This is a genomic window from Rhizobium leguminosarum bv. viciae, from assembly GCF_012276115.1.
Classification (GTDB): Bacteria; Pseudomonadota; Alphaproteobacteria; order Rhizobiales; family Rhizobiaceae; genus Rhizobium; species Rhizobium leguminosarum_T.
In genome coordinates this window covers 31,266-48,868 of sequence record NZ_WIEU01000001.1, presented here as the reverse complement: position 1 = coordinate 48,868, position 17,603 = coordinate 31,266, and the positions used below count along the sequence as shown (strand labels likewise).

The window sequence follows — 17,603 nt, the reverse complement described above, 5'->3', positions numbered from 1 at the left end:
GACGTGTCGCGCCCTTTCCAGGTTTTGGGCTTTGGCGCCCTGGCCATCGATGACATCATCTATGTCGATCGGGGACTGACGGCCGGCAAGGGGAAGGTGACGAAGCGCGCCACGGACCATGGCGGCAACGTGGCGACGGCTCTTGTCGCCGTCGCCCGGCTCGGCGGACGGGCCGGCTTCATCGGCTGGCTCGGCGACGAGCGGGCGGCCGACGTGGCGGGCAGCGAGCTCGAGCGGGACGGTGTCGACATATCGCTGGCTCCCCGCCACGCGGATGCCGCGCCGATCCGCTCTGTGATCACGGTCGGTCCCGACGGCGACCGGTTCATCGCTTATGATGACGATGTGCTGCACGGCACGTCGGAGGCGCTGTCCGACGAGGTTTTGATGCAGGCTCCGGTACTGCTGATCGATGGCTATGCCACGCACTCCGAAAGTGTCGTGGCGCGCGCACGCGCTTTGGGCCTTGCCGTGATAGCCGATATCGAATGGACGGTCGGTGCCGCGACCGACCGGATCCTGGCTTTTGCCGACCACCTGGTGCTGCCGCTCGCCTTCGGGAAGGAATACACCGGCGAAGGTGATCCCACGATGATCCTGGACAAGCTTTGGTCCGGGGATCGATCCGCGGTTGTCCTGACTGACGGCGAACGAGGGACCTACCTCCGCCAGAAAGGCGATGCCATCCTGTGGCATGTGCCGGCCTATCCGGTTCAGGCGGTCGACACGACCGGCGCCGGGGATTGTTTTCACGGTGCCTATGCGCTCGCCCTTGCGAGGGGCAAGAGCCCGCTTGATTGCACTGCCTATGCCACGGCGGCGGCCGCCATTTCCGTGACTGCACGGGGAGGGCGCAAGGGCTTGCCAGATCACCAGACGTGCCTGACATGGATGGCGGCGGAGAATGCACCTGCGCCACTCCCGATGCGCCAATCATAAAAGTTACGCGCGATAAAAAATATAGTTCCGCAAATAATTTTTGATTTCTTGTAAAACATATATTCTTTTCAGATAGTTATAAAGATCGTCTGACAATTTACGGCTAGCAATCCTCGATTCTTTGGTTGACTTTGAAGCTCAGGCCTGAGCTTTCTTGTCGAAAGGATCGGAGACGTCGGGAGCGCCGTTGGAAGATGTGATCCGAACTGGTACGGGAGGACGAGACGTGGCTGTGGTTGTACTCGACAAAATCTGCAAGACCTATGGAAACAGCTACCATGCGATCAAGGATCTGAGCTTGACGATCCATGATGGCGAGTTTCTGATTCTGGTCGGGCCGTCCGGATGCGGAAAATCGACCGCTCTGCGCATGATTGCCGGGCTCGAGGAAATCAGCAGCGGAACGTTGAGCATCGGCGGTCAGGACGTCGTGGATCTCGCGCCCAAGGACCGGGACATTGCCATGGTCTTTCAAAGCTACGCGCTTTATCCGCACATGACCGTGTTCGACAACATTGCCTTTTCGATGAAGTTGGCCGGAAAGAACAAGGCCGAACGCACCAAGCGCGTGCATGAGATCGCCAAGATCCTCCAGCTGGAGCCCTTGCTGGGCAACAAGCCCGCACAGCTTTCCGGCGGCCAGCGCCAGCGTGTTGCGATGGGCCGCGCCATGGTCCGCGAGCCCGCGGCGTTCCTCATGGACGAACCGCTCTCGAACCTCGATGCGAAGCTGCGTGTTCAGATGCGGGCAGAGATCGCAAGCCTGCAGAGACAGCTGGGCGTGACAACGATCTATGTGACGCACGACCAGACCGAAGCGCTGACCATGGGCGATCGGGTCGCGGTGCTGAAGGGCGGTGTACTTCAGCAGGTGGATACGCCCAAGGCTCTATATCACCGCCCGATCAATGCGTTTGTCGCCGGCTTTATCGGTTCGCCGTCGATGAACCTTTTCGAAGGGCGTCTGTCGAGCGGGCGGATCCATCTGCCGGGCTTCTCCATTCCCTTGTCCGGCGGCGCCTTCGAGCGTGCCCCCGGTCTATCCGCTTTCGAGGGAAAGGACGTGATCTTTGGGGTCAGGCCCGAGGACCTCTACGACAGCCGGTTGCCGTCTGGAGCTTCCCATCCGACGATCCCGGTTGTCGTGAAGTCGATCGAGGAGCTCGGCTCCGAGTTGATCGTGCATTTGAAGATCGACGCGGCCCGGATCGACTCGGGCGATCCCGATGCCGTCGAGGACCTGAGCGGGGCCGCCAACGCCGTCGCGCGGTTCGAAGCGGTCAGCGCGGTCGAGACGGGCCAATCGATCGATCTGGCCATCGACCCGGCGAAACTTCACTTTTTCAATCCTCAAACACATATGGCGCTGTGAAGTGACAAGGGAGAGCCGACACGCCGGTGGCGGTCCGGCCAGAAGAGGTCGGCAACGTTCGATGTCTTGAAAGCATTCCATCCGACGCCGAAACCAGCATTCATCTTCAATATCCGATCCAAAGGGCTTATCGATGCCAGCAAAACAGGAACGACGTCTCCGCATCGGCGTCTTGGGAGCGGGCCAGATTGCCCAGGCCGCGCATTTCGAGAGCTGCACCAAGGCAGCCAATGCCGACCTCTATGCAATTTGCGACGTTGCCGAGGATCTCCGCGAACGTATGGCCATCACCCACGGGGCGGAAAAAACCTATGGCGACTACGATAAGATGCTGGCCGATCCCGACCTCGATGCCGTAGTCATCGCGACGGCCGATGCCTTTCACGTCCCGGCTTCACTTCGCGCCCTTCAGGCAGGCAAACATGTCCTGTGCGAAAAACCGGTCGGCGTTACCATTGAGGAATGCCTTGAACTGAAGGCCGCGGTCGACAAGTCGGGGAAGGTGTTTCAGGTCGGGCACATGAAGCGTTTCGACGCCGGGCTCCAAGCTGCCAAATCCTTCATCCGCGATGAAATGGGCGAGATGGTCGCTCTGAAAGCATGGTATTGCGACAGCACGCACCGCTATCCGATGACCGATGCGGTCCAGCCGCTGATCGTTACCAGCGCCAATGCGAAGAAACCCTCCACCAATCCGAAGGCCGACCTGCGGCGCTACTATATGCTTGCGCATGGTTGCCATCTGATCGACACGGCACGGTATTTCGCCGGCGACATCGTCTCCGTCAACGCGCGTCTGTCCGAGCGCGCCGGTATCTGGTGCTGGTTCGTGGACGTGGAATTTGCCTCCGGCACGCTCGGCCATCTCGATCTCACCGTCCAGGTGCGCATGGACTGGCACGAAGGCTTTCAGATCTACGGCAAGAACGGCAGCATTTTGGGCAAGACCTATAACCCGTGGTACTACAAGACCAGCGAGGTGGACATTTTCCGGGAGGCGGACGGCGCCACCCATCGCATTCTCGGTGCCGACGGCCATTTCTATCGCCGCCAGGTCGAGGGCTTTGCCCGCACCATTCTGGATGGCGCGGTGATGGAAGGCGCCGATATCGATGATGGCCTGGCATCCGTCCGGGCCATGGTCGCGGTTGCGCGCTCCGTCGAAAGCGGCAAGGCGGTTGCGCTGTCCGACGTCACGGGTGGCGTGTGATGAAGCTCGGCATCTTCGCAAAGACCTTCGAGGGAACGGACCCCGCAACCGTTCTTAACTCGGTCGCTAGCGCCGGGTTCAACTGCGCGCAATATAACATGGCCTGCTCGGGCCTTGCGCCGATGCCGGAGATCATCACGGAAGCCCAGGCCCGCTCGGTTGCCGAAGCGGCGCGTGAGAGCGGCGTCGAGATCGCTGCTGTTTCCGGCACTTTCAACATGATCCATCCGGACCCCGCCGTGCGCGAGGCCGGCCTTCGCAGACTGGCAACGCTGGCTGAGCGCTGCGCCAACATGTCGACGAGCTTGATCACGCTCTGCACCGGCACACGCGACCCCATCGATCAGTGGAAGGCGCATGCCGACAACGACACGCCGGAGGCCTGGCAGGATCTCCTCGGGGCCATGGGCGCGGCCATCGAGATCGCCGAGCGCTATGACGTGGATCTCGGCATCGAACCCGAGCTTGCCAATGTCGTCAACTCGGCTGAGAAAGCCTATCGGCTGATCGCGGCACTGAAGAGCCCCCGCATCAAGATCGTGCTCGATCCGGCCAATCTCTTTGAGGTCGCGACGCTCGATGAGCAGCGGAGCATTGTCTCTTCCGCCATCGAGCTTCTGGCCGATTGGATCGTCATGGCGCATGCGAAAGATCGCAATCCGGACGGCAGTTTTGCGACCGCCGGCAAGGGTGTGCTCGACTACGCGCATTATCTCGGCCGTCTCGAGGCGATTGGCTTTAAGGGCAGTCTCGTCACGCATGGTCTTTCGGCTTCGGAGGCGGCCGGTGCGGCGGCCTTCCTGAAGAATAGCCTCGACGTTAATTTTGCGGGGGCAGGAAGATGAGACGGGCGCAACCGTTCGAAACCAGCGACGGGACCATTCTCAATGTCGATATGGCGGGCGAAGGCGCGCCCATAATCTTCCAGCACGGTCTATGCGGCGACGCGGCGCAGACCGATGAGGTCTTTCCGCTCGACGCAGGTTTTCGCCGGGTAACGATCGAAGCGCGCGGCCACGGCCGCTCCCAAGCCGGCAATCTGGAGCAGTTGTCGATTGCGATCTTCTGCAATGATATCGCCGCTTATATCGAGAAGAACCTTACGCCGCCGATCGTGATCGGCGGCATCTCGATGGGTGCGGCGATCGCCTTGCGTCTCGCGGTCAAGCGGCCCGATCTTGTCAAGGCTCTGATCATCGCAAGGCCGGCCTGGCTGACGGCAGCCGCGCCGGAGAATATGGCACCCAACGCCGAAGTCGGGCGGCTTCTGAAAACTTTGCCACTGGGCGAGGCAAAGACCACGTTCCTGGCCGGGCCGGTGGGCGTGCGGCTCGCCGCCGAGGCGCCGGACAATCTGGCGTCGCTTGCCGGCTTTTTCTCCCGCACGCCTTTGGATGTGACCGCCGAGCTGCTTACCAGGATTTCCAATGATGGTCCTGATGTGAGCGACGAGGAGGTCGGCAATCTCACCTTGCCGACGCTGGTTATCGGTCATGATCGGGACAGCATTCATCCTTTCGCCTACGCGCATGCTCTTGCCGAGCGGATTGCCGGCGCGCGTTTGGTGCAGATCACATCGAAGACCGAGAGCCGCCCGCAATACGTCGCCGACTTCCGGCTTGCCGCGGGCAATTTTCTGAAGGAGCTCTGAAACAATGACGACCCCCTCCAAGACCTGGATCGCCGATCTTCCGAAGGATCGCCTGATTGCCGAATTCTCCGTCTGGTCGGCCGATCTCGTGCGTCTGGCGGATGATCTCGCGCGTGTGGATCCTCATGTCGACGTCCTCCACATCGATGTCGCCGATGGCCATTTCGCGCCGGCAATGTTGTTTTTCCCTGATCTTGTTGCCGGCGTGCGCAAAGTTTCCGCGCGCCCGATCCACGTTCACCTGATGGTCGCCGACAGCATCCTCCTGTCGCAGATCGAGCAGTTCGCCGATGCGGGCAGCGACCTGATCAGTCTTCATGTTGAAAACGAAAGCGTCGCCGCCGAGGCTCTCGATCTTCTCGACCGCCGCGGTGTTGCAGCCGGCATGGTCCTCAAGGTTGACACCCCTGTCGAGCGCGTTGAGAAATACGCTTCCCGGCTGCGCTTTGTGACGCTGCTCGGCACGGCGATCGGCGTGAAGGGCCAGGGTCTCGACGAAAAAGCCGGCGCGCGGCTTCAGCAGGCAAAGCAGATCATCGGCGGCTGCGGTGCGGCGCATCGGATCGTGCTTGCCGCCGACGGCGGTATTCGCGAGCACACCGTGCCTCTTCTGCGCCAGTCGGGTGCGGAAACGGTCGTCCTCGGCTCCCTGGCTTTCAACGCACCCTCGCTCGACGAGCGGATGGCATGGGTGCGCGCACTCTAACTCATGGTCTTCACATGCAGCAGATTGCCATTGGAATCGACCTCGGTGGGACGCAGGTGCGCGCTGCCCTCGTCGACGAGCAGGGCAGTATCCTGGCGCGCGCAGCCGAACCGACGGATGCGCTGGCAGGCCCCGACCGTGTGCTCGCCCAAATCTGCGGCCTGACCGATGGACTGCTGGCAGCATCGAACCCTGCCTCGGTGGTGGGCGTCGGCGTATCCGCTCCAGGCCCGCTCGATACGGTCGCCGGTGTAGCCTCGCATATCCCGACCCTCTCCGGCTTTGTCGATTTTCCGCTGAAGACGGAACTGCAGAAGCGGTTTCCATTTCCGGTCAACCTCGAGAACGATGCTATTGCCGCTGCCATCGGCGAGTGGCAGTTCGGAGCCGGCAAGGGGCTCGATAATCTGGTCTATGTCACCGTGAGCACCGGTATTGGCGGTGGCGTTGTGTCGGACGGTCGCGTCGTGCGCGGCCGCAAGGGCATGGCGGCCCATGTCGGCCACATGTCGGTCGTGCCGAACGGAGAGCTTTGCCCGTGCGGCAACAGGGGTTGTTTCGAGGCCTACGGATCCGGAACGGCTTTTGCGCGCCGCGCCCAAATGAGGGCGATGGAAACCAGCGGGACGACGATCGGCAGCGACGGCGGCGCCATCGACAGCCGCAGCGTTTTTGCGGCTGCAAGAGATGGCGATCGTCTCGCAAATCAACTGATTGACGAGGAAGCAGAGATTCTCGGTCGCGGGTTCACCAGCCTGATCCATATCTTCAGTCCCGATATCATCATGATGGGAGGCGGGCTTTCCCACGAGTTCGATCGTCTACAACCCGGCATTCAAGCCTACATCACGCAATGGGCAATGCCGGCATTCAAGGATGTCAGGGTAATGCTGGCGGCGTTGGATCAGAACTCGGGCCTCGTTGGCGCAGCGGCTCTGGCGTTTCTGACCGGCAAGGCTCCTGCGATCGATCAGCTTTAGAAAAGCAGGCTGATCCTGCGTGCATCGGTAAACGCGCTGGCGCAAGGTCCCCTGTCCGTATCGAGAGGTTGCTCTTCGTCAGGGCGGCGGGGCGGTACTTTCTCTCAGGATCAGTTCGACTGGCCACAATTCGTGGACGTCATCCACGGCACGTCCAGCGATAAGCTGTAGCGTTAGCTCAGCGCAACGTGTGCCCGCGGCACGCATGGACGATCGTGTTGTCGAGAGCGACGGCGCCATGTTTTCGGCCGTCAGATAAGGGAAAACGTCGTCATGGGCGATAACCGACACATCCTGACCCACCGTCATCCCAAGCGAACGGACGGCACGGTAAACACCAAGCGCCGTCATCGTGGAACCGGCGACGATGGCGGTCGGCGCATTCGCGCTCTCCAGAAAAGAGCGGGCATGACGAAAGCCGCTCTCGTCGGAGAATTTATCGCAGACCATCAGGTTGGGATCGACGACGAGCCCACGCTCCTGATGGGCAATCCGAAAACCATGTTCGCGATGGATCGAATACGTCTTGCCCCGCAGGCCATTGATCATGGCAATGCGCCGGTGCCCGAGATCGAGCAGGTGTTCGGTGGCTCTGCGCACGGCATTTTCATTGTCGATATCGAGCCACGCGTGAACGCATTCGGTCTCCGAGCGGCCGTGAACCAGAAAAGGCAGGCCCAGGCTGTTCAGCAGCTCGATCCGCGGGTCCTTGGGGCGAGGCGAATGAATGATCACTGCATCCACTCGGCGACTTTCGACCAGGCGTCGGTAGGCCTGCATCTCATCGTCATCATTGTGCGCGGTAATAGGCGTGATGAGAATGTCGGTATCGGCCGTTTCCAGGCGCTGTGCCATCCCCGACATGAATTCAGCGAAATGGATTTCTCCAGAACGCGCCATCATGACGCCGATCGCTCCGGCTCTCCCGGTCTTTAGTCGCACGGCATTGATATCGGGACGATAGCCAAGCCGCATTGCTTCGCTCGCAACCCTGGCGCGCGTGGCTTCGCTCACCTCGGGATAGCCGCTGAGCGCACGGCTGACCGTCGTCGGAGAGAGCCCAAGCTGCTTTGCAAATTCACGAAGTTTCATCGGATGTCTTCTTTGTCCCGGCAATCAATGGACGAAGCTTTGGCGATGCGCAACGGGCAAGTGTCAGTCCGGCGAAAATTGAAATCGGTTTCAATTTTGTTGCTTTGAATCTCGGGGGAAGGGGGTAAAAAATACCTCTAATCACTGTATATTGGCCGATTTCCCATCGGAATACAACTGAAGATCGTTAATCGTGATGGGCTTGACGCCTCTGCGACCTTCTGCAATGGTTTGATCGCCAAATCGATTTCAATTTCTGGGAGGAGATCATGAAAAAATTTGCTTTGGGCTTGTCCGCGCTCGGAATCGCCATCGCGACCGCCGGCCCGATCCGTGCTGCCGAAATTTCCTTTGCCGCCAACACCACGGGAAAAAACGTCGAATTCTTGAACAAGCAGCTGGCTATTTTCGAGAAAGATACCGGCAATCAGGTCAAGCTCGTCACCATGCCGTCATCGAGCAGCGAGCAGTTTTCTCAATATCGCCTGTGGCTTGCTGCTGGAAACAAGGACGTCGATGTCTATCAGACCGATGTCATCTGGGCACCGCAGCTTGCCGACCAGTTCGTCGATCTGAAGGAGGCAGCCAAGGACGTGGTCGGCCAGTTCTTCCCGTCGATCATCGCGTCTCAGACTGTCAATGGCCGGCTTGTGGCGCTGCCGTTGTTTACCGATGCTCCCGCGCTGTTTTACCGAAAGGACCTGCTGGAGAAATATGGAAAACAGCCGCCGAAGACCTGGGACGAGATGGCCGCAACCGCCAAAGAGATTCAGGATAAGGAACGCCAGGCCGGACAAAAGGACCTCTGGGGCTACGTCTTCCAGGGCAATTCCTACGAAGGGCTTACCTGCAACGGACTGGAATGGGTGAAATCGTCGGGTGGCGGCCAGATCGTCGAGCCGGACGGGACGATCTCGATCAACAACGAGAAGGCGGCGGCCGCGCTTGAACGGGCAAAGGGCTGGATCGGCACGATCTCACCGCCAGGGGTGCTCGCATATCAGGAAGAAGAATCGCGCGGCGTCTGGCAGACCGGCAACGCCGTCTTTATGCGCAACTGGCCTTATGCCTATTCTCTCGGAAACGGTGCCGACAGCGCGGTGAAGGGCAAGTTCGACGTGATGACGCTACCGGTTGCAGCCGTCGGCGATAAGCCGTCTTCGACACTTGGCGGCTGGAACCTGGCAGTTTCGAAATATTCCGAAAAGCAGGACGCAGCCATCGCGCTCGTAAAATTCCTGGCGTCGAAGGACGTTCAAAAGGCACGTGCCATCGAACTCTCCAATTTGCCGACCCTGACGGATATTTATGACGACAAGGATGTTGCTGCCGCGCAGCCCTTCATGCCGAACTGGAAACCCATTTTCCAGGACGCGGTGCCACGCCCTTCGGCGACGGCCAAGGTAAAGTACAATGAGGTGTCCTCGAAGTTCTGGACTGCGGTGCACAATACCTTGTCAGGCAGCGGCTCAGCTGCCGAGAACCTCGAGCTTCTTGAAGCCGACCTAACGACCCTCAAAGGCGATGCTTGGTGAGTACTCCGACCGGCGGCTGTCAGGCCGCCGGTCCGGTCTTCGGACACGCTAACGAGGGATAGACGTTTCATGAGCGAAATCGTAGTTCCACACGCAATCAAGCCCAGGGTTTCACATTTCAAAGCCACCACGGAGTTGCGGTCCGAGCGCATTCGATCGGCATGGATGTTTCTGGCGCCGACGCTGTTGATCTTGGCAATCGTCGCTGGCTGGCCGCTGTTCAGAACGATCTATTTCAGTTTCACGAATGCGTCGCTGAACGACCTTGGCAATGCGCAGTTCGTCGGCTTTGACAATTATTTGTCTTGGGTGACACTGAAGAGCGGAAGGACCGTCTATCGCGGGCTGCTTGCCGATCCGGTCTGGTGGAATGCCGTCTGGAACACTGCCAAGTTTACCGTCCTTTCGGTGGTAATCGAGACCGTGCTCGGGCTGATCGTCGCCTTGGTGCTGAACGCACGGTTCGTCGGGCGTGGGATCGTACGGGCCGCAATCCTCATTCCTTGGGCGATCCCAACAATCGTCTCAGCAAAGATGTGGGCCTGGATGCTCAATGATCAGTTCGGCATTCTGAACGATATTCTGCTCGGCTTCGGTCTTATCAGCGAGAAGATTGCCTGGACCGCCAATCTGGAAACGGCGATGATCGCAGTGCTGATCGTCGATGTCTGGAAGACGACGCCCTTCATGGCGCTTCTGATTCTTGCGGGGCTACAGATGGTTCCGGGAGACATCTATGAGGCTGCCAAGATCGACGGCGTCAATCCGGTCAAGGTTTTCTGGCGTCTGACGCTGCCGCTGATCCGACCGGCCATCATGGTTGCCGTGATCTTCCGGATGCTGGATGCGATGCGCATCTTCGACCTGATCTATGTACTGACGCCCAACAATGCTCAGACGAAGACCATGTCGGTCATGGCGCGCGAGAACCTGTTCGACTTCGACAAGTTCGCCTACGGCGCCACCGCATCAACGGTGCTTTTCCTCATCATTGCCTCCGTAACCGTCCTTTATATCTGGCTCGGTCGCGTCAAGCTCGGCGGGGAGGAACGTTGATGCTGCTTTCGATCGCCAAAAATACGCTCTTCTACCTGCTCGTCACAATCATCGTCATCATTGCGGTATTTCCGTTCTACTATGCAATCATCACGAGCCTGAAGACCGGCACGGCCCTTTTCAAAGTCGATTATTGGCCGACCTCGATCTCCTTCGGCAACTACACGTCCGTGATGGGCCAGGGCGGTTTCGTCCGCAGTCTGGCGAATTCCGCGATGATCGCCTGCGTCGTGGTTTCAGCATCGCTGCTACTTTCGATCACCGCTTCCTTCGCTTTGGCCCGGGTGCACTTCCGCGGGCGGGCACTGTTGATGTTGACGATCCTCTCGGTGTCGATGTTTCCGCAGATTGCCGTTCTTGCAGGCCTCTTCGAACTCATCCGCTGGATCGGCATCTTCAACACGCCCTTCGCGCTGATCTTTTCCTACATGATCTTCACGCTCCCCTTCACCGTCTGGGTGCTGACGACCTTCATGCGGGAATTGCCGATCGAGATCGAGGAGGCGGCGATCGTCGACGGCGCCTCACCGTGGGTCATCATCACCCAGGTGTTCATGCCGTTGATGTGGCCGGCGCTGGTAACAACCGGACTGCTCGCCTTCATCACCGCCTGGAACGAGTTTCTTTTCGCGCTGACATTCACATCGTCGGATACGCAGCGAACCGTCCCGGTTGCGATCGCCCTGCTTTCGGGCAACAGCGCATTCGAGATCCCCTGGGGCAACATCATGGCGGCTTCAGTGATCGTCACCGTGCCGGTCGTCGTGCTTGTTTTGATATTCCAACGCCGGATCATTTCGGGGCTGACCGCCGGCGGCGTCAAGGGTTGAGGGAGTAGGACATGGCAGAAATCCGACTGGAGAATATCCGCAAGAGCTTCGGCGCTTTCGAGGTGATCAAAGGCGTGACGATGGACATCCGCCGGGGCGAGTTCATGGTGTTCGTGGGGCCGTCGGGATGTGGCAAGTCCACGCTGCTGCGGCTTATCTCCGGGCTCGAGGACATCACGTCGGGAACCCTCTCCTTCGACAACAAGACGGTGAACCAGCATGCGCCGTCGAAGAGAGGGATCGCCATGGTGTTTCAGTCCTACGCGCTCTACCCGCATATGACGGTCTTCGACAACATGGCTTTCGGCATGAAACTTTCCGGAAGCACCAGAGACGAATGCCGCCAGCGCGTTGAACAGGCCGCCGGTATGCTGCAGCTCTCACCCTACTTAGACCGCTTGCCGCGACAGCTTTCCGGCGGGCAGCGTCAGCGCGTCGCAATCGGCCGGGCGATCGTACGCGATCCCAAGGTCTTTCTGTTCGACGAGCCGCTGTCCAACCTCGATGCGGCGCTTCGCGTCGCGACGAGGCTGGAAATCGCGAAGCTTCATCGCAGCATGCACAACACGACGATGATCTATGTGACCCATGACCAGGTCGAGGCCATGACACTCGCCGATCGGATCTGCGTGTTGAGGGACGGCGTCGTCGAGCAGATCGGCACGCCGCTGGAACTTTACGAAAGCCCCAATTCGGTCTTCGTTGCCGGCTTCATCGGTTCGCCGAAAATGAATTTCCTCTCGGGCGGGCTGGCGCAACCCTATGATAGCCATACGATTGGCGTGCGCGCAGAGCATGTTCGCATCACGCCGGAGTCGCCCGTTTGGAGCGGCACGGTCATCCATTCAGAAATCCTCGGCGCCGATAGCTTCGTCTATCTGGATATCGGGGCGGATGAGCCGTTCGTCGTGCGGGAAGCCGGTGTCTCCCGCCACGCGCCCGGCCAAACACTTGGCCTTGTGCCGCTTGCCGGCCACGTTCACCGTTTCGACCGGTCGGGCCGAGCGCTTGAGCGAGCATCCATGCGGGCTGCCTGATTTTCCCAGGGTCGATGTTCCTCCCAAGGCTCGATCCGTTTTTAACTAAAAGGAGAGAACGACGTGACCATTCGCACCGTTGTGTGGGGTGAGAACATCCACGAGACTACCAATGAGATCGTCCGGGGCATGTACCCCGAAGGTATGCATACGACGATCGCCAACGCACTGAACACCGATCCAAGTATCTCGGCGACGACAGCGACGCTGCAGGAGCCGGAACACGGCCTCAGCGAAGCCCGTCTTACTGAGACCGACGTCTTGACCTGGTGGGGCCACAAGGATCACGGCGCGGTCTCCGACGTCGTTGTCGAGCGTGTCGCCAAGCGCGTCTGGGAAGGCATGGGCCTGCTGGTGCTGCATTCGGGCCATTTCTCCAAGATCTTCAAGCGGCTGATGGGCACGCCCTGCGCGCTGAAATGGCGCGAGGCGGGTGAGCGCGAGCGTCTGTGGACGATCAACCAGCGCCATCCGATCGCTGCTGGCATCGGCGAGCATTTCGAGCTTGAGAACGAGGAAATGTACGGCGAGCAGTTCTCGGTGCCGGAACCGCTCGAAACGGTGTTCATCTCCTGGTTCCAGGGCGGCGAAGTGTTCCGCTCGGGCCTGACCTGGCGCCGCGGCGCCGGCAACATCTTCTATTTCCGCCCCGGCCACGAGACTTATCCGACCTATCACGACGTCAATGTCCAGAAGGTGCTGATCAACGGCGTGAAGTGGGCCTATAACCCTGAGGGGTCGTTGACTGGTATCACCGATGCTCCAAATGTGCCGGTAGAAAAAGCACTGGAGCCGATCGTCGAACGCGGCCCGAGACTGCACCAGGCCGGCGAAGCCGGTTACCGCTGAGAAATTGAAACGCCTTCCTTGGGCGTGGAGACCATGACAGACGGGCGCTATCGGCAAGGGTGTCTGGTGCTTGTGAAAGACGATCGATTTTGCTGCTAACAGTTCGATAAACGACCATGAGGACAAAAATGCGCTTGATCATTCTCGGAACCGGAGGATGGGCAAACACCCATGCCATGAATTTTTCCGAAATCGCCGACGTAAAAATCGTTGCTGCTGTCGATACGGACGAGGTCCGGCTGCGGGCCTTCGCGCTCAGGCATGGTATCCCACTTACTTTCACGTCGCTTGATGACGCGCTTGCCTGGGGAGAGTTTGACGCCGTGACCAATGTCACGCCGGATCGCGCGCATTATTCCACGACAATGAAGATACTCGGCGCCGGAAAGCATGTCCTCTGCGAGAAGCCGCTTGCGGTTAACTACCGCGAAGCCAAAGAGATGGCCGACGCCGCCGCTGCGTCCGGCAAGGTCACGATGGTAAACCTTACCTATCGTAATGTGGCGCCGCTGCAAGCAGCGCGTAAGATGGTGCTGGACGGACGCATCGGCGCGATCCGCCACTTCGAAGCGTCTTATCTCCAGAGCTGGCTGGTCTCAAAGGCGTGGGGCGACTGGACCAAGGAATCGCAATGGCTTTGGCGGCTGTCGACAAAGCACGGCTCCAATGGCGTGCTGGGCGATGTCGGTATCCATATTCTCGACTTCGCGGTTTTTGCAGCCGGAAGTGACGTCAAGGCGGCCGCATCGCATCTTAAGGTGTTCGACAAGAGCCCCGGAAATCGGATCGGCGAGTATGATCTCGATGCAAATGACAGTTTCCTGATGATGGCTGAACTCGAAAACGGTGCCGCTGGCGTCATTCACGCAACGCGCTGGGCGACTGGCCATCTGAACGAATTGCGCCTGCGCCTACATGGAGACAAGGGCGCGCTGGAGGTGGTGCATACGCCTGAAGGGTCGACGCTTAGGGCCTGTGAAGGTCCCGATGCCGACAAGGCAATCTGGCGTAACATCGAGGTCGAACCGGTTATCACCAATTTCCAGCGATTTGCAAATGCCGTGCAAAAGGGGCAGCTGGATGAGCCTGGTTTCGGCCACGCGGCCAAGCTGCAATTCGTTCTTGACCACGCAGTGAAGACGGCCGGCGCTCTGACTGAACTTTAAGCGAAGGCGCTCCAGTTCAGTGCCACCTCTGCAGGTTGCTCGTCATTTTAAGGCGAGGGCACCGGTTGCGCGGCCTCGTTGGAACCGGCGCTGACGGCCTCGTACCAATTCCTCGACAGGGGAGTTGCAAAGGGACGCCGGCTTGGTCAGATGCGCCGATTCAGCTCATCTTCGCTGATCCCAAAGTGGTCGAGAATGATGCCGACGTTTCGGCGATGAGACTTGAAGTAGACGTCGAAAAGATCGCCGATCAGAGGAACTGTTCCGCCGGCGGCGTCGATCCCGAGATTGACGGCCATGCGTGCGAGCTTATGGGTGGGAACACCGAGACGTCTGGCTTCATCGATAATGAACAGACCGATGAGGGATGCGGCAATGTCGCCGACAGCCGGGATAAGACCGAGAATTGAGTCTGCGCCGATGCGCACGCCGATGACAGGCAATCGGATCGCGGTATCCATCAGGCGCGCTATGCTGACGGCGCGCCGAATTCTTCCAAGTTCGATGGACGTCAGGTGTTTCGTGCTGGCGGAGGCTGGCATCAGCGACCTTTTGGCGCGAACGACCGTTCCGCCTCCTCGAGTGACGGCGCGGGAAGGATGTCGTCGCATTGCTGCGAAATATTCCGACGTAGCGAAAGCCCGGTGCCATCATGATTTTCCATGGCCGTGAAACGCTGCAAACCCGATAAGGTTCGCCGCGAAAGCAAGGATCATCTGTCGTCGGGAACCACGACCAATTTGCCCACGAAGTTCTTCGCCATGAAATCGGTCTGCGCGCGGTGGAATTCCGACAGCGGATAGACACCGCCGACGAGAGGCCGGATTTTCCGGCTTTCGATATAGCCGACGATCCGGCGGAAGTCGGCGCGGCTTCCCTGGCTCGAGCCGTGCAGTTCCAGCTGCTTCAGATACATGGTCCGCAAATCGAGCTGGACGACCGGGCCGGCGATGGCGCCGGCTGTCGTGTAGCGGCCTTCGGGGCGCAGGATCTTCAGGAGATCGTTGAACAGCGGTCCGCCGACGAGATCGGCGACGACATCGATCGGCTGGCCACGGCTCGCAGAATGGACGGCTTCGACCAGATCGCCCTTGCCGCGGGTCACCACCGCCTCGGCGCCGATATCGAGCATCGCCGCCTCCTTGCCGGGGCCCGCGACCGCGATCGGGATGGCGCCGCGGGCCCGTGCGAGCTGGATGATCGCCGAGCCGACGCCGCCCGAGGCGCCGGTCACGAGGATGCGTTCACCGGCAACAAGCCTTGCCCGTTCCAGCATGCGCTCGCCGGTCAGATAGGCGCAGCAGAAGGTGGCGAGTTCGACGTCGGTCAGATCGGTTGCGACGACATGGGCGTTCTCGGCCGGCAGTGCCATGTATTCGGCATAACCGCCGTCGCGGCCATGGCCCATGTAGTCGATGTCTGCGAGGCTGTCGTCGTCGCGGTTATAGATCGAGAAGTCGACCATGACGCGTTCGCCGATGCGCGCCGGATTGACGCCGGTTCCGACGCCGACGATATGACCGACCGTATCGGTGCCCTGAATGCGTGGGAATGTCAGCGTATTGCCTTGCCTGCGCCATGTGGAGACGGCCGACGGATCATCCTCGGTCCCGTAGGCGCCCTGACGTACCCAGACGTCGGTATTGTTCATGCCGCAGGCCGTGACGCGGATCAGAACCTCGCCGTCCGCGGGCGTCGGGACGGGCACGTCCCTGTCATAGACGAGCTTGTCCAAACCGCCATGGCCGGTGAGCAATACGGCCGCCATCTTTTCCGGGATCGTCATACCGCTCTTCTCTCTCAGATGTTCTTGAAGACGGTTTCGATCGCATCCGCCGCGGCCTTGACCACGATGTCGGCCTCCTCGCGTGTCAGGCAGAGCGGCGGGGCGAAGCCGAGGATGTCGCCCTGCGGCATGGCGCGGCCGATGACGCCGCGTTCGAGGAGGGCAGAGGCGACCTGCGGGCCGATCTTGCGGCCGGCATCGAAGAACGTGCGGTCGTCCCTGTCCTCGACGAATTCGACGGCCGCCATCAGCCCGTCGCCGCGGACTTCGCCGACGTTGCGGTGGCCGCCGACGGCCTTTGCGAGTTCCGAACGGAAGTAGGCGCCGGTCGTGCCGGCGTTCTCGACGATGCCGAGTTCGTCGATCAGTTCGAGATTGGCAATGCCTGCGGCGGCACAGATCGGGTGGGCGGAATAGGTCCAGCCGTGACCGATCGCGCCCATCTGATCGGAACCCTGCACCAGGACTTGCCACATCTTGTTCGAAACGATCGTGCCGGAAAGGGGAGCGTAGGCCGAGGTCAGGCCCTTGGCGATGGTGATCAGGTCCGGATTCATGCCGTAATGATCCGAGCCGAACATCGTGCCGAGACGGCCGAAGCCGGTGACGACTTCATCGGCAACGAGCAGGATGTCATATTTGTCGAGCACGGCCTGGATCTTTTGCCAGTAGGTTTTCGGCGGCGGCACGATGCCGCCGGTGCCGAGGATGGGCTCGCCGATGAATGCGGCGACCGTTTCCGGGCCTTCGGCGATGATCATCTCCTCGAGCTTGTCGGCGCAATATTGCGAGAACTGCTCCTCGCTCATCGACCGGTCGGGGCGGCGGAAATAATAGGGTGCTTCGGTGTGCAGCACCGGCGCCCGCGGCAGATCGAAGGCATTATGGAAGAGCGCTAGGCCGGTGAGGCTGCCGGTCATGACGCCGGAGCCGTGATAACCGCGCCAGCGCGAAATGATCTTCTTCTTTTCCGGACGGCCGAGGATGTTGTTGTAGTACCAGATGAGCTTGATGTTGGTCTCGTTGGCGTCCGAACCGGAGAGACCGAAATAGACGCGGCTCATGCCGGCGGGGGCGCGGTCGATGATCATCTTCGACAGCGTAATCGAGGCTTCCGTGCCGTGGCCGACATAGGCGTGGTAATAGGCAAGGTTCTTCGCCTGTTCGGCGATCGCGTCGGCGATCTTCTGGCGACCGTAGCCGACATTGACGCAATAGAGGCCGGCAAAGGCGTCGAGGCTTTTGCGTCCTGTCGTGTCGGTGATGTAGACGCCTTCGCCGCCGGCGACGACACGGGTCGGCGTCTCGCCGCGGGCATGCCCACCCATATGGGTCGAGGGATGGAAGAAGTGATCGCGGTCCCAGGCGGTGAGTTCGTTACTTCTATCGAGCAT

Annotated in this window: 17 protein-coding genes; 13 read left to right on the top strand and 4 right to left on the bottom strand. The window is 60.2% G+C overall.

From position 1 onward, the window contains the following. Window positions 1-3 precede the first annotated feature (3 nt). From GFM02_RS00280 to GFM02_RS00250, 7 genes are all read left to right on the top strand, one after another. Window positions 4-939: a PfkB family carbohydrate kinase gene (locus tag GFM02_RS00280; protein WP_168320414.1), complete on the top strand. Its 936-nt coding sequence runs from the start codon at window positions 4-6 to the stop codon at window positions 937-939. Between the two features lie 226 nt (window positions 940-1,165). Next, complete coding sequence (locus tag GFM02_RS00275; protein WP_168320413.1) at window positions 1,166-2,311, top strand: sn-glycerol-3-phosphate ABC transporter ATP-binding protein UgpC; 1,146 nt, start codon at window positions 1,166-1,168, stop codon at window positions 2,309-2,311. Window positions 2,312-2,444: 133 nt separating this feature from the next. Beyond that, entirely contained in the window at window positions 2,445-3,521 is a 1,077-nt protein-coding gene (locus GFM02_RS00270; protein ID WP_168320412.1) for a Gfo/Idh/MocA family protein, read from the top strand. Further along, window positions 3,521-4,366 carry a sugar phosphate isomerase/epimerase family protein gene (locus tag GFM02_RS00265; RefSeq protein WP_168320411.1) on the top strand — a complete coding sequence of 282 codons (846 nt, stop codon included), beginning with the start codon at window positions 3,521-3,523 and terminating at the stop codon, window positions 4,364-4,366. Before GFM02_RS00270 ends, GFM02_RS00265 begins: the two co-directional genes overlap by 1 nt. Beyond that, entirely contained in the window at window positions 4,363-5,172 is an 810-nt protein-coding gene (locus GFM02_RS00260; protein WP_168320410.1) for an alpha/beta fold hydrolase, read from the top strand. The genes GFM02_RS00265 and GFM02_RS00260 overlap by 4 nt, the downstream gene beginning before the upstream one ends. Window positions 5,173-5,176: 4 nt before the next feature. Beyond that, on the top strand, window positions 5,177-5,878 hold the full coding sequence (locus GFM02_RS00255; RefSeq protein ID WP_168320409.1) for a ribulose-phosphate 3-epimerase: 702 nt from the start codon (window positions 5,177-5,179) through the stop codon (window positions 5,876-5,878). 14 nt (window positions 5,879-5,892) lie between these two features. Then, complete coding sequence (locus GFM02_RS00250; RefSeq protein ID WP_168320783.1) at window positions 5,893-6,858, top strand: ROK family protein; 966 nt, start codon at window positions 5,893-5,895, stop codon at window positions 6,856-6,858. 78 nt (window positions 6,859-6,936) lie between these two features. On the opposite strand, the gene GFM02_RS00245 is transcribed toward GFM02_RS00250, so the two are convergent. Continuing rightward, window positions 6,937-7,950: a substrate-binding domain-containing protein gene (locus GFM02_RS00245; RefSeq protein WP_168267390.1), complete on the bottom strand. Its 1,014-nt coding sequence runs from the start codon at window positions 7,948-7,950 to the stop codon at window positions 6,937-6,939. A gap of 269 nt (window positions 7,951-8,219) precedes the next feature. Here GFM02_RS00245 and GFM02_RS00240 point away from each other — a divergent pair, with 269 nt between their 5' ends. The 6 genes from GFM02_RS00240 (at window position 8,220) to GFM02_RS00215 (ending at window position 14,423) form a co-directional block, all read left to right on the top strand. Then, window positions 8,220-9,485, top strand: coding sequence for an ABC transporter substrate-binding protein (locus GFM02_RS00240; protein WP_168320408.1), 1,266 nt, complete (start codon window positions 8,220-8,222; stop codon window positions 9,483-9,485). A 69-nt stretch (window positions 9,486-9,554) separates the two neighbouring features. Next, the gene (locus tag GFM02_RS00235) at window positions 9,555-10,541 is read left to right on the top strand and encodes a carbohydrate ABC transporter permease (protein ID WP_168320407.1); all 987 of its coding nucleotides are present in this window, start codon (window positions 9,555-9,557) and stop codon (window positions 10,539-10,541) included. Continuing rightward, window positions 10,541-11,371 (top strand): carbohydrate ABC transporter permease, encoded by an 831-nt coding sequence (locus tag GFM02_RS00230; protein ID WP_168320406.1) that lies wholly within the window; start codon window positions 10,541-10,543, stop codon window positions 11,369-11,371. The genes GFM02_RS00235 and GFM02_RS00230 overlap by 1 nt, the downstream gene beginning before the upstream one ends. An 11-nt stretch (window positions 11,372-11,382) precedes the next feature. Beyond that, entirely contained in the window at window positions 11,383-12,408 is a 1,026-nt protein-coding gene (locus tag GFM02_RS00225) for an ABC transporter ATP-binding protein (RefSeq protein WP_017991311.1), read from the top strand. 63 nt (window positions 12,409-12,471) lie between these two features. Further along, on the top strand, window positions 12,472-13,257 hold the full coding sequence (locus GFM02_RS00220) for a ThuA domain-containing protein (protein WP_168320405.1): 786 nt from the start codon (window positions 12,472-12,474) through the stop codon (window positions 13,255-13,257). Between the two features lie 128 nt (window positions 13,258-13,385). Then, a complete protein-coding gene (locus tag GFM02_RS00215) occupies window positions 13,386-14,423 on the top strand; it encodes a Gfo/Idh/MocA family protein (protein ID WP_168320404.1) in 1,038 nt (345 codons plus the stop codon). 146 nt (window positions 14,424-14,569) lie between these two features. Here the strand turns inward: GFM02_RS00215 and GFM02_RS00210 are convergent, their stop codons facing one another. The 3 genes from GFM02_RS00210 to GFM02_RS00200 all read right to left on the bottom strand — a co-directional run bounded on the left by GFM02_RS00210 (window position 14,570) and on the right by GFM02_RS00200 (window position 17,603). Further along, on the bottom strand, window positions 14,570-14,965 hold the full coding sequence (locus tag GFM02_RS00210) for a DUF4112 domain-containing protein (protein ID WP_168320403.1): 396 nt from the start codon (window positions 14,963-14,965) through the stop codon (window positions 14,570-14,572). A 170-nt stretch (window positions 14,966-15,135) separates the two neighbouring features. Continuing rightward, window positions 15,136-16,209 carry an alcohol dehydrogenase family protein gene (locus tag GFM02_RS00205; RefSeq protein ID WP_168320402.1) on the bottom strand — a complete coding sequence of 358 codons (1,074 nt, stop codon included), beginning with the start codon at window positions 16,207-16,209 and terminating at the stop codon, window positions 15,136-15,138. A 14-nt stretch (window positions 16,210-16,223) separates the two neighbouring features. Continuing rightward, on the bottom strand, window positions 16,224-17,603 hold the full coding sequence (locus GFM02_RS00200) for an aspartate aminotransferase family protein (protein WP_168320401.1): 1,380 nt from the start codon (window positions 17,601-17,603) through the stop codon (window positions 16,224-16,226).